At 52.8% G+C, this 15,443-nt stretch carries 13 protein-coding genes and 1 pseudogene; 5 read left to right on the top strand and 9 right to left on the bottom strand.

What is annotated here, in order from left to right; translation table 11 throughout:
- The first annotated feature begins 65 nt into the window (after positions 1–65).
- Positions 66–2,963, top strand: a complete 2,898-nt coding sequence (locus KJF94_RS15005; RefSeq protein WP_214384655.1) for an EAL domain-containing protein — start codon at positions 66–68, stop codon at positions 2,961–2,963.
- A 515-nt stretch (positions 2,964–3,478) separates the two neighbouring features.
- Here the strand turns inward: KJF94_RS15005 and KJF94_RS15000 are convergent.
- The 5 genes from KJF94_RS15000 to KJF94_RS14980 form a co-directional block, all read right to left on the bottom strand.
- Complete coding sequence (locus KJF94_RS15000; protein ID WP_214384653.1) at positions 3,479–3,751, bottom strand: hypothetical protein; 273 nt, start codon at positions 3,749–3,751, stop codon at positions 3,479–3,481.
- 523 nt (positions 3,752–4,274) lie between these two features.
- On the bottom strand, positions 4,275–5,885 hold the full coding sequence (locus KJF94_RS14995) for an AAA family ATPase (protein ID WP_214384651.1): 1,611 nt from the start codon (positions 5,883–5,885) through the stop codon (positions 4,275–4,277).
- Between the two features lie 27 nt (positions 5,886–5,912).
- A complete protein-coding gene (locus tag KJF94_RS14990; protein ID WP_214384650.1) occupies positions 5,913–6,434 on the bottom strand; it encodes a 4Fe-4S single cluster domain-containing protein in 522 nt (173 codons plus the stop codon).
- Positions 6,435–7,067: a DUF2997 domain-containing protein gene (locus KJF94_RS14985; RefSeq protein ID WP_214384648.1), complete on the bottom strand. Its 633-nt coding sequence runs from the start codon at positions 7,065–7,067 to the stop codon at positions 6,435–6,437. It abuts the gene before it with no gap.
- A gap of 2 nt (positions 7,068–7,069) precedes the next feature.
- Positions 7,070–8,059, bottom strand: a complete 990-nt coding sequence (locus KJF94_RS14980; RefSeq protein ID WP_214384646.1) for a hypothetical protein — start codon at positions 8,057–8,059, stop codon at positions 7,070–7,072.
- 852 nt (positions 8,060–8,911) lie between these two features.
- Here KJF94_RS14980 and KJF94_RS30575 point away from each other — a divergent pair.
- Positions 8,912–9,349: a hypothetical protein gene (locus KJF94_RS30575; RefSeq protein ID WP_214384644.1), complete on the top strand. Its 438-nt coding sequence runs from the start codon at positions 8,912–8,914 to the stop codon at positions 9,347–9,349.
- Between the two features lie 504 nt (positions 9,350–9,853).
- On the opposite strand, the gene KJF94_RS14970 is transcribed toward KJF94_RS30575, so the two are convergent.
- The 3 genes from KJF94_RS14970 to KJF94_RS14960 all read right to left on the bottom strand — a co-directional run bounded on the left by KJF94_RS14970 (position 9,854) and on the right by KJF94_RS14960 (position 12,451).
- Positions 9,854–10,987 (bottom strand): aminotransferase class V-fold PLP-dependent enzyme, encoded by a 1,134-nt coding sequence (locus KJF94_RS14970; RefSeq protein WP_214384642.1) that lies wholly within the window; start codon positions 10,985–10,987, stop codon positions 9,854–9,856.
- 396 nt (positions 10,988–11,383) lie between these two features.
- On the bottom strand, positions 11,384–11,563 hold the full coding sequence (locus tag KJF94_RS14965; protein ID WP_214384640.1) for a hypothetical protein: 180 nt from the start codon (positions 11,561–11,563) through the stop codon (positions 11,384–11,386).
- Between the two features lie 102 nt (positions 11,564–11,665).
- The gene (locus KJF94_RS14960) at positions 11,666–12,451 is read right to left on the bottom strand and encodes a CHAD domain-containing protein (RefSeq protein WP_250548290.1); all 786 of its coding nucleotides are present in this window, start codon (positions 12,449–12,451) and stop codon (positions 11,666–11,668) included.
- 155 nt (positions 12,452–12,606) lie between these two features.
- On the opposite strand from KJF94_RS14960, the gene KJF94_RS14955 reads away from it, so the two are divergent.
- Together KJF94_RS14955 and KJF94_RS14950 are read left to right on the top strand one after the other, a co-directional pair.
- Positions 12,607–13,380, top strand: coding sequence for a ParA family protein (locus KJF94_RS14955; RefSeq protein ID WP_214384638.1), 774 nt, complete (start codon positions 12,607–12,609; stop codon positions 13,378–13,380).
- A gap of 176 nt (positions 13,381–13,556) precedes the next feature.
- Positions 13,557–13,970, top strand: a complete 414-nt coding sequence (locus tag KJF94_RS14950) for an arsenate reductase ArsC (RefSeq protein WP_214384636.1) — start codon at positions 13,557–13,559, stop codon at positions 13,968–13,970.
- A 72-nt stretch (positions 13,971–14,042) separates the two neighbouring features.
- Here the strand turns inward: KJF94_RS14950 and KJF94_RS14945 are convergent.
- Positions 14,043–14,162 (bottom strand): annotated as a pseudogene (locus KJF94_RS14945) (IS30 family transposase); the annotation flags it as partial.
- 312 nt (positions 14,163–14,474) lie between these two features.
- On the opposite strand from KJF94_RS14945, the gene KJF94_RS14940 reads away from it, so the two are divergent.
- Positions 14,475–15,386 carry a LysR family transcriptional regulator gene (locus KJF94_RS14940; protein ID WP_214384634.1) on the top strand — a complete coding sequence of 304 codons (912 nt, stop codon included), beginning with the start codon at positions 14,475–14,477 and terminating at the stop codon, positions 15,384–15,386.
- Positions 15,387–15,443: the final 57 nt, after the last annotated feature.

Genomic DNA, 15,443 nt, shown 5'->3' with positions numbered 1-15,443 from the left:
GCTCACTGGCACATTGCTAGCAACCACTCAGTGAGTATCGCCAGTTACTGGCTCAGGGAGCGCTGATGAGTGTTCGTCCATTAACCGACTCTGTGCGGCAACCGAACGATTGCGACGTTGTCGTATCTCAGCTTAAAGGAAATTCGGACACTCTCGGCATGGCTGACGCTGGCAACGCGGAAACGATTGAACAATTGCTGGACTCAGCGCGCAACTGGGCGCACACCACCGCATGGGTGGTTTACCGTGCCGGTGAACAAATGCATCTGGTCGGGCAGGGCGACCCACGGGCGCAGTGGCCGGCGAGTGTTGCAAATGAAGAGTTCGAAGCCTTTTGCCTGACCTGGCACTTGCATCGCTGGCCGACCGGCAAGGGCGAAAGTGAGCTGGGTTGGCTACTCGCGCCAGTCGAGGCGGCCGCGGAACCGGCGCTCGCCGAATTTGCCCAGCGCCTGGGCATTCAGGTACAGACCAATACCCTTGCCCGTGCGCAGATTACTCAGCGTGTGCTGTATGAAATTACTTACCTGGCCAGTTCGACCCGCGACCGGTCAGTGTTCCTGGTGGGGGTTCACCAACTGTTGGCGAGCCTGATCGACGCCGAGAACTTCTATCTCGCGTTGTATGACCCGCACAGCGGCAAGATTGACTACCCGTATTACGTCGACATCATCGACGTTGATGCCGTGGAGTCCTCGCACTACGAATACCTTGACCCTTCGCACCTGTCGTTGACCGGCCAGGTATTGACCACTGGCCAGCCGTTGCTGATCGACGCCGCCGGCATTCTCGCGGCTCAGGCCGAGGACCGTTTTTACTGCGTGGGTGATCGTCCCGAGTTCTGGATGGGCGCACCGTTGAAAAATGCCTCGGATGAGGTGTTTGGCATGCTTGCGATGCAGGTCTACGAGGTTTCTCGTACCTACAGCGCTGAGGACCGCGCGCTGTTTCTGGTGGTGGCCCGCCACGTGGCCATGGCGCTGGACCGGATTCTGCACCGAGAGGATCTGGAAGCGACGGTGATGCGTCGCACCCTGGAGCTTTCGGCACTCAACGACGCATTGAGGCAGGAAGTGGCAGAACGAGAGCGCGCCGAACATCTGCAGAGCGCGCTGTTCCAGATCGCTGAACTGTCCAGCCAGCCTGGCGACATGGCTGAGTTGTTTCAAACCTTGCATGGCATCGTCGGTGATCTGCTGTTTGCGCGGAACTTCTACATTGCGCTGTTCGACGACGCGACCAGTGAAGTGACCTTTCCGTATTACGTTGATGAGCGGCAGACAACCTGCCCGGTGGCACGGCGTGGGAGCCGGGGCTTGACCGAGTACGTGATCCGTCAGCGCCGACCTTGCCTGATTGATGCCGACGAAGCTGAGCGATTGACTGCGCACGGTGAAATCGAAGTTGCCGATGCGTATTTCCAATCCTATTCCTGGCTGGGCATTCCCTTGTTCGATGGCGATGTGGTGCGTGGCGTGCTGGCGGTGCAAAGCTATACCTCGCAGGTGCGCTATACCCTGCGTGACCAGGAACTGCTGACATTCGTGTCGCGGCACATCGACACAGCGTTGTCGCGACGCACGGCCGCCGAAGCGATCCATGCCGCCAACCTCAAGCTGGAAGCCCGGGTACAGAACCGCACCCGCGAGCTCGATCACGCCAATGCCAAGTTGCAACACGAGAACTCCCACGATGCGCTGACCGGGCTGCCAAATCGTACCTACCTGCAGCAGCGCCTCAATCTGGCCTGGTCGCAGTTCGGCAGCGAAGGCGGGCACCTGGCGGTGATGTTCATCGACCTCGACCGTTTCAAACTGGTCAACGACAGCCTCGGCCACCATTTTGGCGATCTGTTGTTGATGCAGGCCGCCCACCGTTTGCGCGGTTGTCTGCGCGACTCCGACATGCTGGCGCGCCTGGGGGGCGATGAGTTTTCCGTGCTCGCTCCCGAGGCGCCGCTGGACGTGGTGATCGACATCGCCGAACGGATTCTGGTGGCGTTTGACCTACCGTTTTTAATCAATGGCTATGAAGTTTTTTCGTCCTGCAGTATCGGTATTGTCAGCGCCGACAGTCAGTTCCATCAGGAGCCAGCCGACTTGTTGCGCGATGCCGATGCGGCGATGTACCGGGTCAAAAGTGCCGGGCGCGACAGCTACGCGGTGTTCAATCAGGAAGTGCGTCGTGAAGTCTCGGACCAGGTCGAGCGGGAAGGGGCCTTGCGTAACGCGCTCAAGCGTAACGACGAATTGCTGCCGTATTTCCAGCCGATTGTCAGCGTCGAAAGCGGCGAACTGTTGGCCCTTGAAGCGCTGATTCGCTGGCATCAGCCAGGCGGCCGGGTGATCGCGCCGGGCGAGTTCTTGCCGGATGTCGAGGGCCTGCGCCTGATTGGTCGACTGGACCTGTACATGCTCAACAGCATTGCACTGATCCTCGCACAGCCTGAGCACGCCAACTGGCCTCCGGTGCACGTCAATTGCTCCAGCTACAGCATGACGCGTCCGGACTTCGCCAGTGATGTGCTTGCGCTGTTGGCGCGGTACCGGGTCGAGCCGTCGCGGATCTGCCTGGAGTTGACCGAAGGTGCGCTGGTCGCCGAGCCGGCGATTGCCCGACTGACCATGCAGCAACTGGCCGACAACGGCATGTCGGTGGTGCTCGATGACTTCGGTGCCGGGTTTTCATCCCTGAGCTATGTGCATCAATACCGTTTCAGCGGCTTGAAGATCGACAAGTCGTTCATCCTCGAACTGACCACCAGTCCTCGCAGTCGCGCGATCGTCCGGGCGATTGTGCGGATGGCCGAATCGCTGGACCTGAGTGTGGTGGCCGAAGGCGTCGAGGATCAAGCGACGCTGGACTTGCTGCGCGAAATGGGCGCGGGGCAGGCCCAGGGTTATTACTTTGCCAAGCCGATGGGATTGGAGGCTTTGTTGGCGAGTTCGTTGATGGGGCGTTAGGGGTTGTTGAGGTATCCAGGCAATGCCGGTTTAGCGAGTGACCACGCCCTCCGTAGGACGGAAGGTCGTGGAAGATTCGTCTCTGTTTCTCCAAAGCTCTTAGTATCAAGTCTTAAATGGAGTGGTGTATGGCCGAACAAGAAGCGTTATTGAAACAAAAAGGGAAGTGCCCGTTCTGCGGAGAAACCGTGGCTGCTACCGTGATAGAAGACAATACTGTTAGGCGAGATAAGTGTCAGTGCCCGAATTGCAACGAATTTATATTCTTATGCAGGTCCCCAGGGTGCCACGACTATGCGAAAGGGACTCAGGTATACGATCATGAGCTTTGCCCTTCGTGCACCGATACCGTTAGTGAGGGTTTTAAAGTGGTTGGTAAGTCAGTCCTTACACTAGCGACCACAGTGATCGGCGGACTGATACTGGCGGCAGCCAAGAAAAAGTAAGACTGAGCTAGTCGAGCCACCAAAATTTAACTCGAACAAAATACGGGCGCCTTCAGCGCCCGTTTTAATTTACGCCTTCGCCTGCGCCCGCAAACGTCGGCCAATCACATCCATCAAGTCACAGCCGTCGCGCAACGGGATGGCCAGCAGCTGAGAAAAATCCTTCAGCACCACGGTGCCGCAACCAAGCTCGGCGCGGAAGGCGATGTTTTCCAGTACCTGCGTAACCGTGCGAATTCGGTAGTCCGCTGCGGCCTGCAGTACGTCGAGCGGTGCTTCGGTGTCGATGAGCAGGGAAGCCGGAATCAGGTCGATTCCGGTGAGGGGCATATATCTAGTCATTTGAAGATCTCAGTTTGATTGGCTCAATGGCCGTCACTCAGTCTTCTCTGTGGTCAGGTCGCCAAACCCGAATCGCCATTTTGGGCGACGGGGCGGACTATAAGCTGCATCGCAACGGTGGGCAAGGTTAGGGATTCCGAGGTTTGTGTAGGACGTTTTAGGGTGGTCCTAGGATCGTTACGCCCCTTCTGCGGGCGACTGCTATCGGCCAGGAGCAACCGTTCGCCTACGCACGCTTTGAGCCGATAGCTACCCCGCTCACCAATATCCAAATCTAGCGGTTTGGAATTCTGTTTCGAGGGAATGAAATGTTGGCCACGGAGGTCATCCTTTCTTCCTTGGGCCCACTCGGTTCTGCTGATCCGAATGGGCGTGTCGCTAGGGTTTAAGCGGTTAGGCCGCCATCTAAGTTATTCGTTTCGTACTTGGCAGGTGCAGGCTTGCTCATGCAGTCATTTTACCGGCCTGACCATCAGCCGCGATTTGTGCAACTTAGCCTTACCCACTAAAAAACCACCGTAGATTAAAAATCAATTTGCCTGCCGCCGATTTGAGTTTCCGTATCATTCTGACCGGTAACCATAGCCGAAGCGCTAATTGCATTTTGATTCGCCCAATCACGAAGTTTTGTAAACTCGTCTTTACGCATTTTGCTCATTGGTACTAAACGCGAAATAGTCGTTTCAAAATCAGCCATAGTCAGGTCGCTTACATCACCAGAGCCATTCATCCGCCGTGAGAACGCTTCAATCAGCGAGTCCCCAACCCAAGCTTCGATTTCAGCACCAGAAAGCACAATGTCTTTACCAAAATTCGACTCGCCTCCTAGAGCAGCCAATCGATTCAAATCAAATTTTTCTGGGTCACGCTTCAATTTCTTCAGATGTATTTCAAGAATCTTCTTTCTTTCTAATGTCGACGGGAAGTCAACGAAAAATATTTCGTCGAATCGCCCCTTTCTCAACAACTCCGGAGGTAAGCTGTTGATGTTGTTAGCGGTAGCAAACACAAAAACAGGCGCCGTTTTTTCTTGCATCCAAGTCAACAGTGTGCCAAATACGCGTGTAGCCGTGCCACCATCAGATGCTCCTCCGGAGGAGCCGGAAAGTCCTTTTTCGATTTCATCGATCCATAGGATGCAGGGCGAAATAGCTTCGGCAGTACGTAGTGCGGAACGAATATTGGATTCTGAAGAGCCAACCACCCCCTGAAAGATTTTTCCCATGTCCAAACGCAATAAGGGCATGTTCCATGACGACGATACGCATTTCGCGGTTAGAGACTTACCGCAACCAGGAACTCCAGTTAAGAGCAAACCCTTCGGGGTTCCGACACCGAACTCCCGAGCAATCTGGCCAAAACACTGACTACGCAAATGAAGCCACTTCTTAAGAGTTGCCAGCCCTCCGACATCCTCAAGATTTACCTTTGAGTCGATATATTCCAAGATACCTGTTTTCCGTATAATTTGTTTTTTTTCGGAAAGCAGATCCTTTACGGTACTTTCATTTACACTCAGGCTGGATACCAATGAACGAGACAAGCTATTGTCAATTTCCAATCCCGTGAGGCCCAAAGCGGCATCAATGAGTTTATCTTCGGTTTCGCTAGAAAGATCAATCTCAACGCTGCTGTTGCCTTGCCAGGAATTAACAAAGTTATTTATCTGAGCCTTAACTTCATCTCTTGACGGCAAAGGAAAATCAATCAGCGTGATTTCCTTTTGAAGATCATTGGCAATTTCAAAGCTGGGTGCCACGATGATGCAATTGCTTCGATATCCACGTGAGCGGATATTTATGGCTAAATCTCGAAGTCGACGACGATAGACAGGATTTGAACTTGAGGTAAGGTAGTTATGAGCATCACAAAAAACAAAAATATTTTTGCTACCCTCGTCCTTCGCCTTTTCTTCGCAAAAGTCCAAGGCCAGTTTCAAATCAAAGGTTTTATCCCCAGCCACGACGCCATTTATCTGGACTCCTAGCGTCGAGTTCCAAACGAACAAACGATGGCTAAGCGCCTTGGCGATTTCAGAAATCTCATTGAGTGCACGCTCTTCCTCGAAAGTTTCAATGACCAAAATCGCATAACGCGCTTTGAGGTAATCTGTAATCTGCTTGGTACGGCTCATGCCTATTATCCTTGCGCTTGAACTAAGTTATACATGCATCGGAAGACCGGTTTTGGTAACGCCAGAATTTGAAACAACAAACTCGACAACTCTCTTAGCACGGAAAAATTCAATATCGACTCTGTCGCTGGTTTTGATAATCTGCTTGTGCTGATAGGGATGTTTTGCGTTATGCCGATACCGTCCAGCCAGCGTCAAGTCTACGGCTTTAACAACTCGAATCATGGCTTCATTCTGGAATATCTCTTTTGGCGTATAGCCTGTATAAAGTATCCAGTTTTTCTCGCCATTGACGGCATGTATTAATTGCTCCAAGGCTGGCGCCTGGTCGAGCGGCTCCCCCCCAGAGAGGGTAACCCCGGCGATGTCCAGTGCATTTATCTTCTGTGCCAATTCATAAATAGGCATCAGAGTACTCGCTTCGCGAGTATGGGTCGCCTGATTGAAGCACCCCTTACAATTCAGCGCACAACCTTGCACCCATAATGTCAAGCGCAACCCGGGGCCGTTAACGCTGCTCAACTCCATATGGTGTACATTGATTTTCATTTAGAAATTCGCGCTGAGAATTTGAAGGGTTTGCTCTTCATGGACTACGGTATATTCCGGCTTCCACTCAGTCACAAGCTCCGCAGTAGGGCTAGAAAGTAGAGATTCAATCTCTTCAGTAAGTTTTGTGCAAATGTCGCCTTTCACGCCATGCACTTCCTCCGTAATTTCATCGCCCGTAAAAGTGACATGAATGCTGTATTCGTAGTGAGGTCCAAATTCAAGCTCGAACCCTTTAAGAGCTTCTTTCACTCTTGCTGGAACACCTGATGCGTCTATGCGCTTGATGGTTTCATCGATGGCTACGCTGATGTACGCTTTCTGAAAGCTTAAAGCCAAATCAGCCATTATCGCTTCATCGTCGGCCGAAATAGTTCCCCGTTCGATCAGGAGCTTGTAGGAACCCTCCTCAATCTGGCAAACAAATAGATTGAATTTATCAACCGTTTGGCCACAAATAGCTCTAAATTGCTGCTTGCCCATATAGCCTATTTTACTCAACACCTTTTTACTGAAGTCGCTTGCAAATACGGAAACCAGACCAGTCGTTGGGCTAAGGCCCATCTTGCCGAAAGCTTTGGCAATGGCTTCTTCATTAACATAAGAAAATTCAAACTTTGTACAATGAGACATTGTTAAAGCTCCAGCCTGCGACCGGGAACAACTTCTTTGGCGTTCTGGATAGCAATTAATACGTCAGAGGCAACTTCAATGTTGCGCGTAGGCGCCATGGATGCAAGCGCAGTCTCAGGCGCAACAGTTTTTGAAATCGAGGTTGGAGTTTCAGAGTTGACAACCACCCGACGTCTTTGTGCTGTCTGTGATGCACCACCACAAAGAAGACTTGCATCAATCGTTTCCAACAGCCTTCTTATTACCAGAACGGGATTTGATGTGAGCTTTTCATATAGTCCAATGCGCAACAAAGCATCGGCTCCATCATTGAATTGCAATTTAACGAAGTAATTTTGATTTTCATCGCCAGCGATGCCAATGTGAGAGACCTGATTCAGATCCCGTGACAGCTTTCTCCAAAGATACCCATCAAACGACGCTACAATTAATTTTGTCGCTGTCGCGGCAAAAGCATTGCTACCAACTTCAACCTCGTCAGCATCAAAATTCTGGTAGCTGACCAGAATTTTCTCCCCTACAGGAAATCCCAGAGCGTTTGCCAAATATTCATTTGTCGAAAAATCGATGTCTGCGTGAAATTTTAAGCTTTTTGACAGAACAAAAAGGCTAAAGATGCCTACTAATCCATAGCCTATTGCTTTTAGCGCGTCTTCCGGTGCAATAACCGCAAAAACTGCGAAAATAAAAACAATGATCCCGTAACCGTAATTTATGGCCGTCTGTGTACTGAGTTTTTTATTTCTATAACCCTGAAATGTTTTGCCGGGAATATATTTTTTTGAAAGTGCAAATAGCAGGGTGCATGCACCAAAAAAAACCAGACAAATAAGCCCCATTGCAGCCTGACGCTTTTGCCCACTTTGCAACCCATCAAGAAACGCCCACGCACCGGTAACGATAAAAACAGGTAAGGATGCCAGTACTGCAAGTCCCGTTTTCGTACCTTTGGTGGCCATCATCATTTTCCACATCGGGATAGTCTTTATCATTCACAAACCTTCTAGAGTTGGTGCAGAAGCGCGTATTGAGGGGATGACTGTAGAACTATGGTCTATGCTACGTGACGATCTTTGGTTTATCACGCGCCAGGGATGGTCTGAAGTAGCCATACGTTTCGGGCTAACTTCGACCACTGCCGATTTTAAAGTGGCGAGTCGATCCAAAACGCTCAGATCACTCACTGATTTCTGGCTTTTCAGCCTTTGCGAGCACCTCGCAGCAACCATCCACAGATTTCCGATTTTGTAGTGGCCTGGGCTGTTGCAATTACACATTCAGCAAGCACGAACGATAAGTCCTAAGACTTCAAGGTAATTCCCTTACGTTCAATACCTAACGCTTTGGCATCATCAACAGAGAGCGTCATCGGTAGTTGTCTCCGCTACAGATCGTAGCTGCTGTGTACATTACACTCGAGCGGTAGCTCCGGCAAGGCACCAAGCACTCGTTTGCGAACGCCAAGATCGGACTTCAAAAACTCATCCAGTTATTGAAACTGAACGAGGAACACTATCGGCGTAGTTGTTGCGCACAAATCAGTCAACCCTGAAAAAGCCTATCAGTGCTAAAGCGCCGTGCGGGAATGATGATTCGGCAAAAGCCCCCATTTCAATTATTTTTTCAGGTCTTACCTCAGCCCGAAGTTACACTTCAGTTTAGCGATACGGGCCCACGATGCTGGTGGGCCTCCAGAGTGGTTGGCCGGCAACAAACGACCCAAGGCGTACAGGTGGTGAGGTGCATCTGAACTTCGGTATCGATTGGGCAGAGGTGGCCATGAGGATAAGAAATCGTCTGGCGCTTTAACAACTGACGAGTTCAAGTGCGCGGGTCCAGCGTCGATGAAGAGCGGCTGGTCCCGCGTGATTCGGAGATCAACGCTTTATGGCATCACACTCGTTACGCAAGTTGCTGTCTTTAATGTTGCCGCAGCTTTGACCGTTGACTTTGGCCTCGCAATAAGCGCGTTGATCGCTGTCACTGATGTTGCCGCAGCTTTGACCGTTCATTTGCGCCGAGCAACTGGCCCGAAGGTCGCTGTCCCGGATATTGCCGCAGCTTTGACCGTTGACTTTGGCATTGCAATAAGCGCGTTGATCGCTATCACTGATGTTACCGCAGCTTTGACCGTTCATTTCCGCCGAGCAACTGGCCCGAAGGTCGCTGTCCCGGATATTGCCGCAGCTTTGGCCATTGGTTTTGGCTTCGCAATAGGCGCGTTGATCGCTGTCACTGATGTTGCCGCAACCAGCATGGGCGTAGGTACTCAACATCAATAACATCGCAATGATAGCTCTCATCACGCTCTCCATAAGGTGTCAGGAAATAGCCTGACGCTGAATGATCCAAGATGATCTTGTTGCTGTAACGAGCTATCAAATTGACATCATTTTTTGGGAAAGTTCCATGGGGATGTGACTATCGGGCATACAGTTTTTATGTTTCGGCGGCACCTGAATCGCCCCTGACTTCGTAGGCATGCGGAGTGACCGCTCCTGGCCGTTAACTGCCCCTCGCGAGCGGCAGCTTTGGGTCGATCCAAGTCATACAACCGACAATCATCCGCCCCGTGAAAGGCTTCATTGGAAACCTTTTCTGATAGCGCTGAAGGGCGCACGTGTCAGTAAGACGCGTGCACGTGCTTTCCCTTATGGTTCTAACATGACGTCCGGGCGACCCGCGTCATATTCGTCGGAGATCAGCGCCATGGGCCGGCAGGGCCCAGGGCAGGATGCCTTCCTGGAATTCACAGGTTCGATATGTGCTGCCGGCAAGACGAGGGCTTAGTTAACCATCACCTCGTCCAGTGCCTGCTCGAGGGTGCTGACCGTGCGCTCGATATTGTGCAGCTTTTCGAGTCCGAACAGACCGATGCGAAAGGTCTGGAAGTCGGCCGGCTCGTCGCATTGCAACGGCACTCCGGCGGCGATCTGTAGACCGTGGGCGGCAAATTTCTTGCCGCTCTTGATGTCGGCATCATCGGTGTAGCTCACCACTACGCCAGGGGCCTGAAAGCCGACTGCGGCCACGCTTTTGATGCCTTTGGCAGTCAACATTGCGCGCACCCGATCGCCCAGAGCCTGTTGTTCGCCGCGGACCTTGTCGAAACCGTAGGCTTGCGTCTCTTTCATCACTTCGTTAAATCGCGCGAGGGAATCGCTGGGCATGGTCGCATGGTAGGCATGTCCGCCCTGTTCGTAGGCCTGCATGATCTGAAGCCATTTTTTCAGGTCGCAGGCGAAGCTGCTGCTCTGCGTCTGTTCGATGCGCTCGAGGGCCAAGGAACTGAGCATCACCAGGGCGCAGCAAGGGGAGGCGCTCCAGCCTTTCTGCGGTGCGCTGATCAGCAGGTCGACTGCGCATTTCTGCATATCGACCCAAAGCGTGCCCGAGGCGATGCAGTCCAGCACGAACAGGCCACCCACCGCATGCACGGCGTCACCGACGGCCCGCAGGTACTCGTCGGGCAGGATAATCCCTGATGAGGTTTCAACGTGGGGGGCGAAGACAATCTGCGGCTTCTGCGCCTGAATGGCTGCCAGCACTTCGTCCAGAGGGGGTGGGGCGTAGGCAGCCTGGCGACCCGTGTCGACCGGTCGGGCTTTCAGCACCGTGGTGGCCGCCGGGATGTTGCCCATCTCAAGGATCTGGCTCCAGCGATAACTGAACCAGCCGTTGCGTATCACCAGGCATTGCTGGTCGGTGGCAAACTGTCGCGCCACCGCTTCCATGCCGAATGTGCCGCTGCCCGGGACCACCGCAACAGCCTGGGCGTTGTAGACCTGTTTCAGGGTCCTGGAAATGTTCTTCATCACGCCTTGAAATGACTGCGACATGTGGTTGAGCGAGCGGTCGGTGTAGACCACCGAGTACTCAACCAGTCCTTCGGGATCGATACTGGGATATAGCTTTGACATGGGGCGACTCCTTGGCAGAGATCTCAGTGGTATCGACCCTGCCCTAAGCCTTGGCAAATGACAAGATTGCTCGGGATTGAATTGCGACTTCTGTCGAGCGGCTGGCATCATCAGGTCGATTACTGGACGTAACAATGCTCGCAGGTGGCTGCTGAGTTGTGGGAGCGTGGACCTAAAGGTTCCTACCTTGCGTTCGGTCGATAACGACCAGTTACGAAGGGCAGCGGCCGACCCAAAGCGGACGATGAAAAAAGAACTTGTCTCGATTCGTTCTCCTTCAGTGTCATCCGGACTTGAGCTGAGCCACATCTAATGCTTGTTAGGTTAATGCTCAGCCTCGTCGAGCAATCAGGTCGCGTATGCACACTGGTCTCATAGGCGACGCTGACAAGATGCTTACCTAACCTCCGGGTTTTCAGCATCCTGGGCAAAAGCATGAGAGGCCGCCTCTATCCGCTCTTCGAGTTGGGTAATGTAGGTTTTAGCGTCCTCTAGGCTGGGGAATGAAACTGCCGTCTCGCCAAGCCAGACGTTGCAACCGCTTCCTTGCTCATTTGTTTCAATAGTAATTTTCATCTGCAAACCCTTTGCTGTTGAGATAGCGGAGGGTAGCGCACTTTTTAGTTGATTCAAAATGTATCAGAGGCTCTATATCGGGGCTTTTGAGGCGATTTGATGTCAGTCTTTAGACTTCGCCAGGTCTTTCTCTAGGTGATCAAGCAGCGACGCCAATTTCAGCTCGGCATCAGCCAGCGCCTGTTCTGACGCGACTTCCCAGTAGGGGGCGATTTCGAGCAAATCAGGTTCCGCCTCGGCCCGCAGGCACCATTGATGATGATCGTGCCATGAGCCGAGCGACGCTTGTACCGACTTCAATTGAGCCCTGGATTTTGCCTTGAGCGGTGAAAGTGTTGGAAACGCCTCTGAGAGGTATCTCGCGTTTTTCACGATGATCCTCAGCTCGTGCCGATCAAAATGTTTGTCCCGAAGTCCGGCGATCAGTTGAGTGATTCTTTTCTTCAGGGCTTTCTCAATCTGTCTTTTTACATCAACCAGCTCGCCGGCTCGCTCGGCTGTCCTGAACATCTCTGGCCATCGATCCAGTTCGGCATATAGTTTGTCGAGCGCTGAGCTTGCAACGATCTTCCGATATTGCTCTGTCAGGGCGGCGCTTCGACTCATCGCCTGGTGCGAATACCCCATTTTTCGAAGTTCATCAACGATGACCTCCAGATCCCTCGTGGGAGTCGTCGCTCTGCCGACCTCAGCGGCAGCTTGATTCAATTCGATAACCTCCGACATGTTGCGCAGCGGTCGCAAAAGGCTGCGTATTTTCCGCACTGCAATCCTCAGATCATGCAGGGCTTCGCTGTCACTGTTGGCTTGCAGCCGAGCGCGCGAGTGATAGAGGGAGACTTCCAGGGAAATGATCTGAGCCACAAAATCATCGACAAAAGACATCATCGTCCTCGCTTGTGAGTGGGTTCGCAGAGCGTAGCAGAGCTACTGTTCGTTGCAGCCATTGCGCACGGGCACTGCAATATAAAATTCATCAAGTTGCCGCTGTGGATTCGCAGAAAGTCGATAGACTGGAATCTTTTGCCGCAGGAATGGTGTTGATGCGTCGTGTTGTTTTCAATCAAAAAGGTGGGGTAGGCAAGTCGAGTATTGTGTGCAACCTGGCTGCTGCAAGCGCGATGGAAGGCTACCGGACGCTCGTTGTCGACCTGGACGCCCAGGCCAACTCCACGTATTACCTCACCGGCCTGACCGGGGATGACATCCCGGTGGGTATTGCGGACTTTTTCAAGCAAACACTGTCTTCGGGGCCGGCAGCCAAAAAAAGCCGCGCTCAGATTGTTGAGACACCCTACGACAATCTTCACCTCATCACTGCCAGCGGCGAGCTTGCGGATTTGCAGCCCAAGCTGGAAGCGAAGTTCAAGATAAACAAGCTGCGCCGGCTGTTGGACGATATTTCCCAGGATTACGACCGGATTTACATCGATACGCCGCCGGCGATGAACTTCTTTGCATTTAGCGCACTAATTGCCGCCGACGCGGTTTTGATTCCTTTTGATTGCGATACCTTCGCTCGCCATGCGTTGTACCAGGTGCTGGCACAGGTCGCAGAACTTCAGGCTGACCATAATGAATCGCTGGTCGTTGAAGGAATTGTCATCAATCACTACGTCAGCACCACTGGCTTTCACCGCAATCTGGTCGAGGAACTCATCGCAGAGGGGCTGCCGATTCTCCCGGTGTATCTCGGCAGCTCGGTCAAGATGCGTGAGTCTCATGAGCGGTGCCTACCCTTGATTCACCTCGACCGGCATCACAAGCTGACAGGCCAGTTTGTTGATCTTTTGCACGTTCTGGAGGATGCAGACTGAATCAGCACTGCTCGATCTGACCTGACCTGACTACCATAGTGCCCATGAGTGATGCGGGCACTGAAAGATTTGGAAACAGTACAATCCATCGACGTGAAATCAGTCGATCAATTAACTCTGCTTAACTGAACAATGTCGTTTTCTCAGATCACTTTTAGAATAGAAGGGAGAAAGGAATGGCTGACAAAATGCGGGTCCTGTTTGTCTGCGCCAAAAACGATGTCCGCTCCTTGCTGGCCGAAGCGCTGCTTCGCCACACTGACTCATCAAACTTCGAAGCTTTCAGTGCTGGCCTTGAACCCGGCGAAGTTGATCCTCGAACCCTGGAGTCTCTCGAACACATCGGCATAGAGACCAACGGCCTGCGTAGCAAATCGATCAATGAATTTGAAGGGCAGGAGTTTCATTACGTGATCACACTGTGTGATAAGTCTTCCGAAGAAGCTTCACAGATGCCGTCCTCCGGTGAGGTGATCGTGTGGAGTTTTGAAGACCCGACAACCAGTGAGAAACATGAGCCTTTCCGCCATGCCCTCCAAGAAATTCACGACCGCATCAAAATGTTCATCACAGTGAAGACAAGGCAGTGAGCTTGGATTCCGTGATAACGACTACAAGCTGTTCTTAGACTTGCATTCCAATGACCGCTATTGGCTGTGGATTCAACCGGTCGACGCAACAGATTGGCTAAATCGTTCAGCGGGTGTTTCGTAGTCTAGTGTTTTCCTAGGGCGGCTATTTAGCTGCCTTGCGACTTCATTGAGCGTGGCTTGCGAGTGATCCGCAAGGCCGGTTCCGGTGGGGAGTTAAGGGGGGCCATGCGCACGGTGCCGGTGAAGAATTGTTCAGGGCCTTTTATCGATGGCTGCGAGCCTACGCGCTTGAGGATCATGGTCAGTCCTATTGATAAATGAACAGGGGCGCAAGGTAATGCAAGGCAACACACTCAAGAGCAACTTCCAGGCGCTTGCGTTTTTGTGACATGGCCTGCTGGACAGGCGATAATTTTCGCCCCCCCGCGTTAACGGCAAAGTCTAGACTCTGGGGCTCATGCCCCGCATACAACCTGTGCAGGTCCTGGAGTAAAGCTACCCATGGAAGCCAACCGATTTGGTGACATCGCTGCATTTGTCTGCGCCGTGAAGGCTGGAAGCTTTACCGCAGCGGCGGCCACACTCGGTCTGACCCGATCGGCAGTGGGAAAAAGTATAGTTCGCCTGGAAAGCCGAATGGGCGCACGTCTTCTCAATCGCACGACACGCAAACTGAGTCTGACTGACGAGGGGCAGGTTGCCTATGAGCGCTGGCGCCAGATCCTCGAAGATCTGGACGAAGTGGAAGCGACCATGGCCTTGCGCCGTGGGCGACCAACCGGCACTTTTAAACTCACTGCACCACTGTCCTTTGGTCAGCGCCACATTCTGCCGATTCTGGATGCTTATCTGAAACAATGGCCTGAATTACGGGCGGATGTCTGGTTTACCGATCGCTTTGTTGATCTGGTCGAAGAGGGCGTCGACATCGCCATACGAATCGGTACGCCAAAAGATGACTCACAATTATTGACCCGTACCGTGGGTTGGCAGCAGTTCGCAACGTGTGCATCGCCTACTTATCTGGCCCGTAGCGGTGTACCGCAAACGCCGGCTGAACTTGTCGGACATGACACCATCGCTTTATTCAGTGGCGAGCGGCCTATCGCATGGCGTTACCAGACACCTGCCGGCCTTCATTTATTCGAACAGCCCGGGCGGCTGAACATCGACAGTTCAGAAGCCATGCGTGAAGCGGCGCTGGCAGGCATCGGCCTGATTCACCTGCCGACCTACATTACGGGTAACGACCTGCGCGAAGGCAAGTTAGTGGAAGTACTGAAACCCTACCGCGCACCTCCCGACCCCATCAGAGTCGTCTACACAAGCAAGCGTCACCTGTCCCCCCGCGTTCGAAGGTTTATTGATCTGTTGATTGAGCGTTGGGAAACGGGAGTGCCTTGGGAAACATAACGACATTGGGGACTCAATGGACCGTGTAATGGGCGCGAGCAGCTGTTTATCCAGCCC

Origin of the sequence: Pseudomonas hormoni (assembly GCF_018502625.1) — a bacterium.
In the GTDB taxonomy this organism is placed as follows: domain Bacteria; phylum Pseudomonadota; class Gammaproteobacteria; order Pseudomonadales; family Pseudomonadaceae; genus Aquipseudomonas; species Aquipseudomonas hormoni.
Note: the sequence above shows the minus strand (reverse complement) of the source record. Positions and strands in the feature narration are given on the sequence as shown.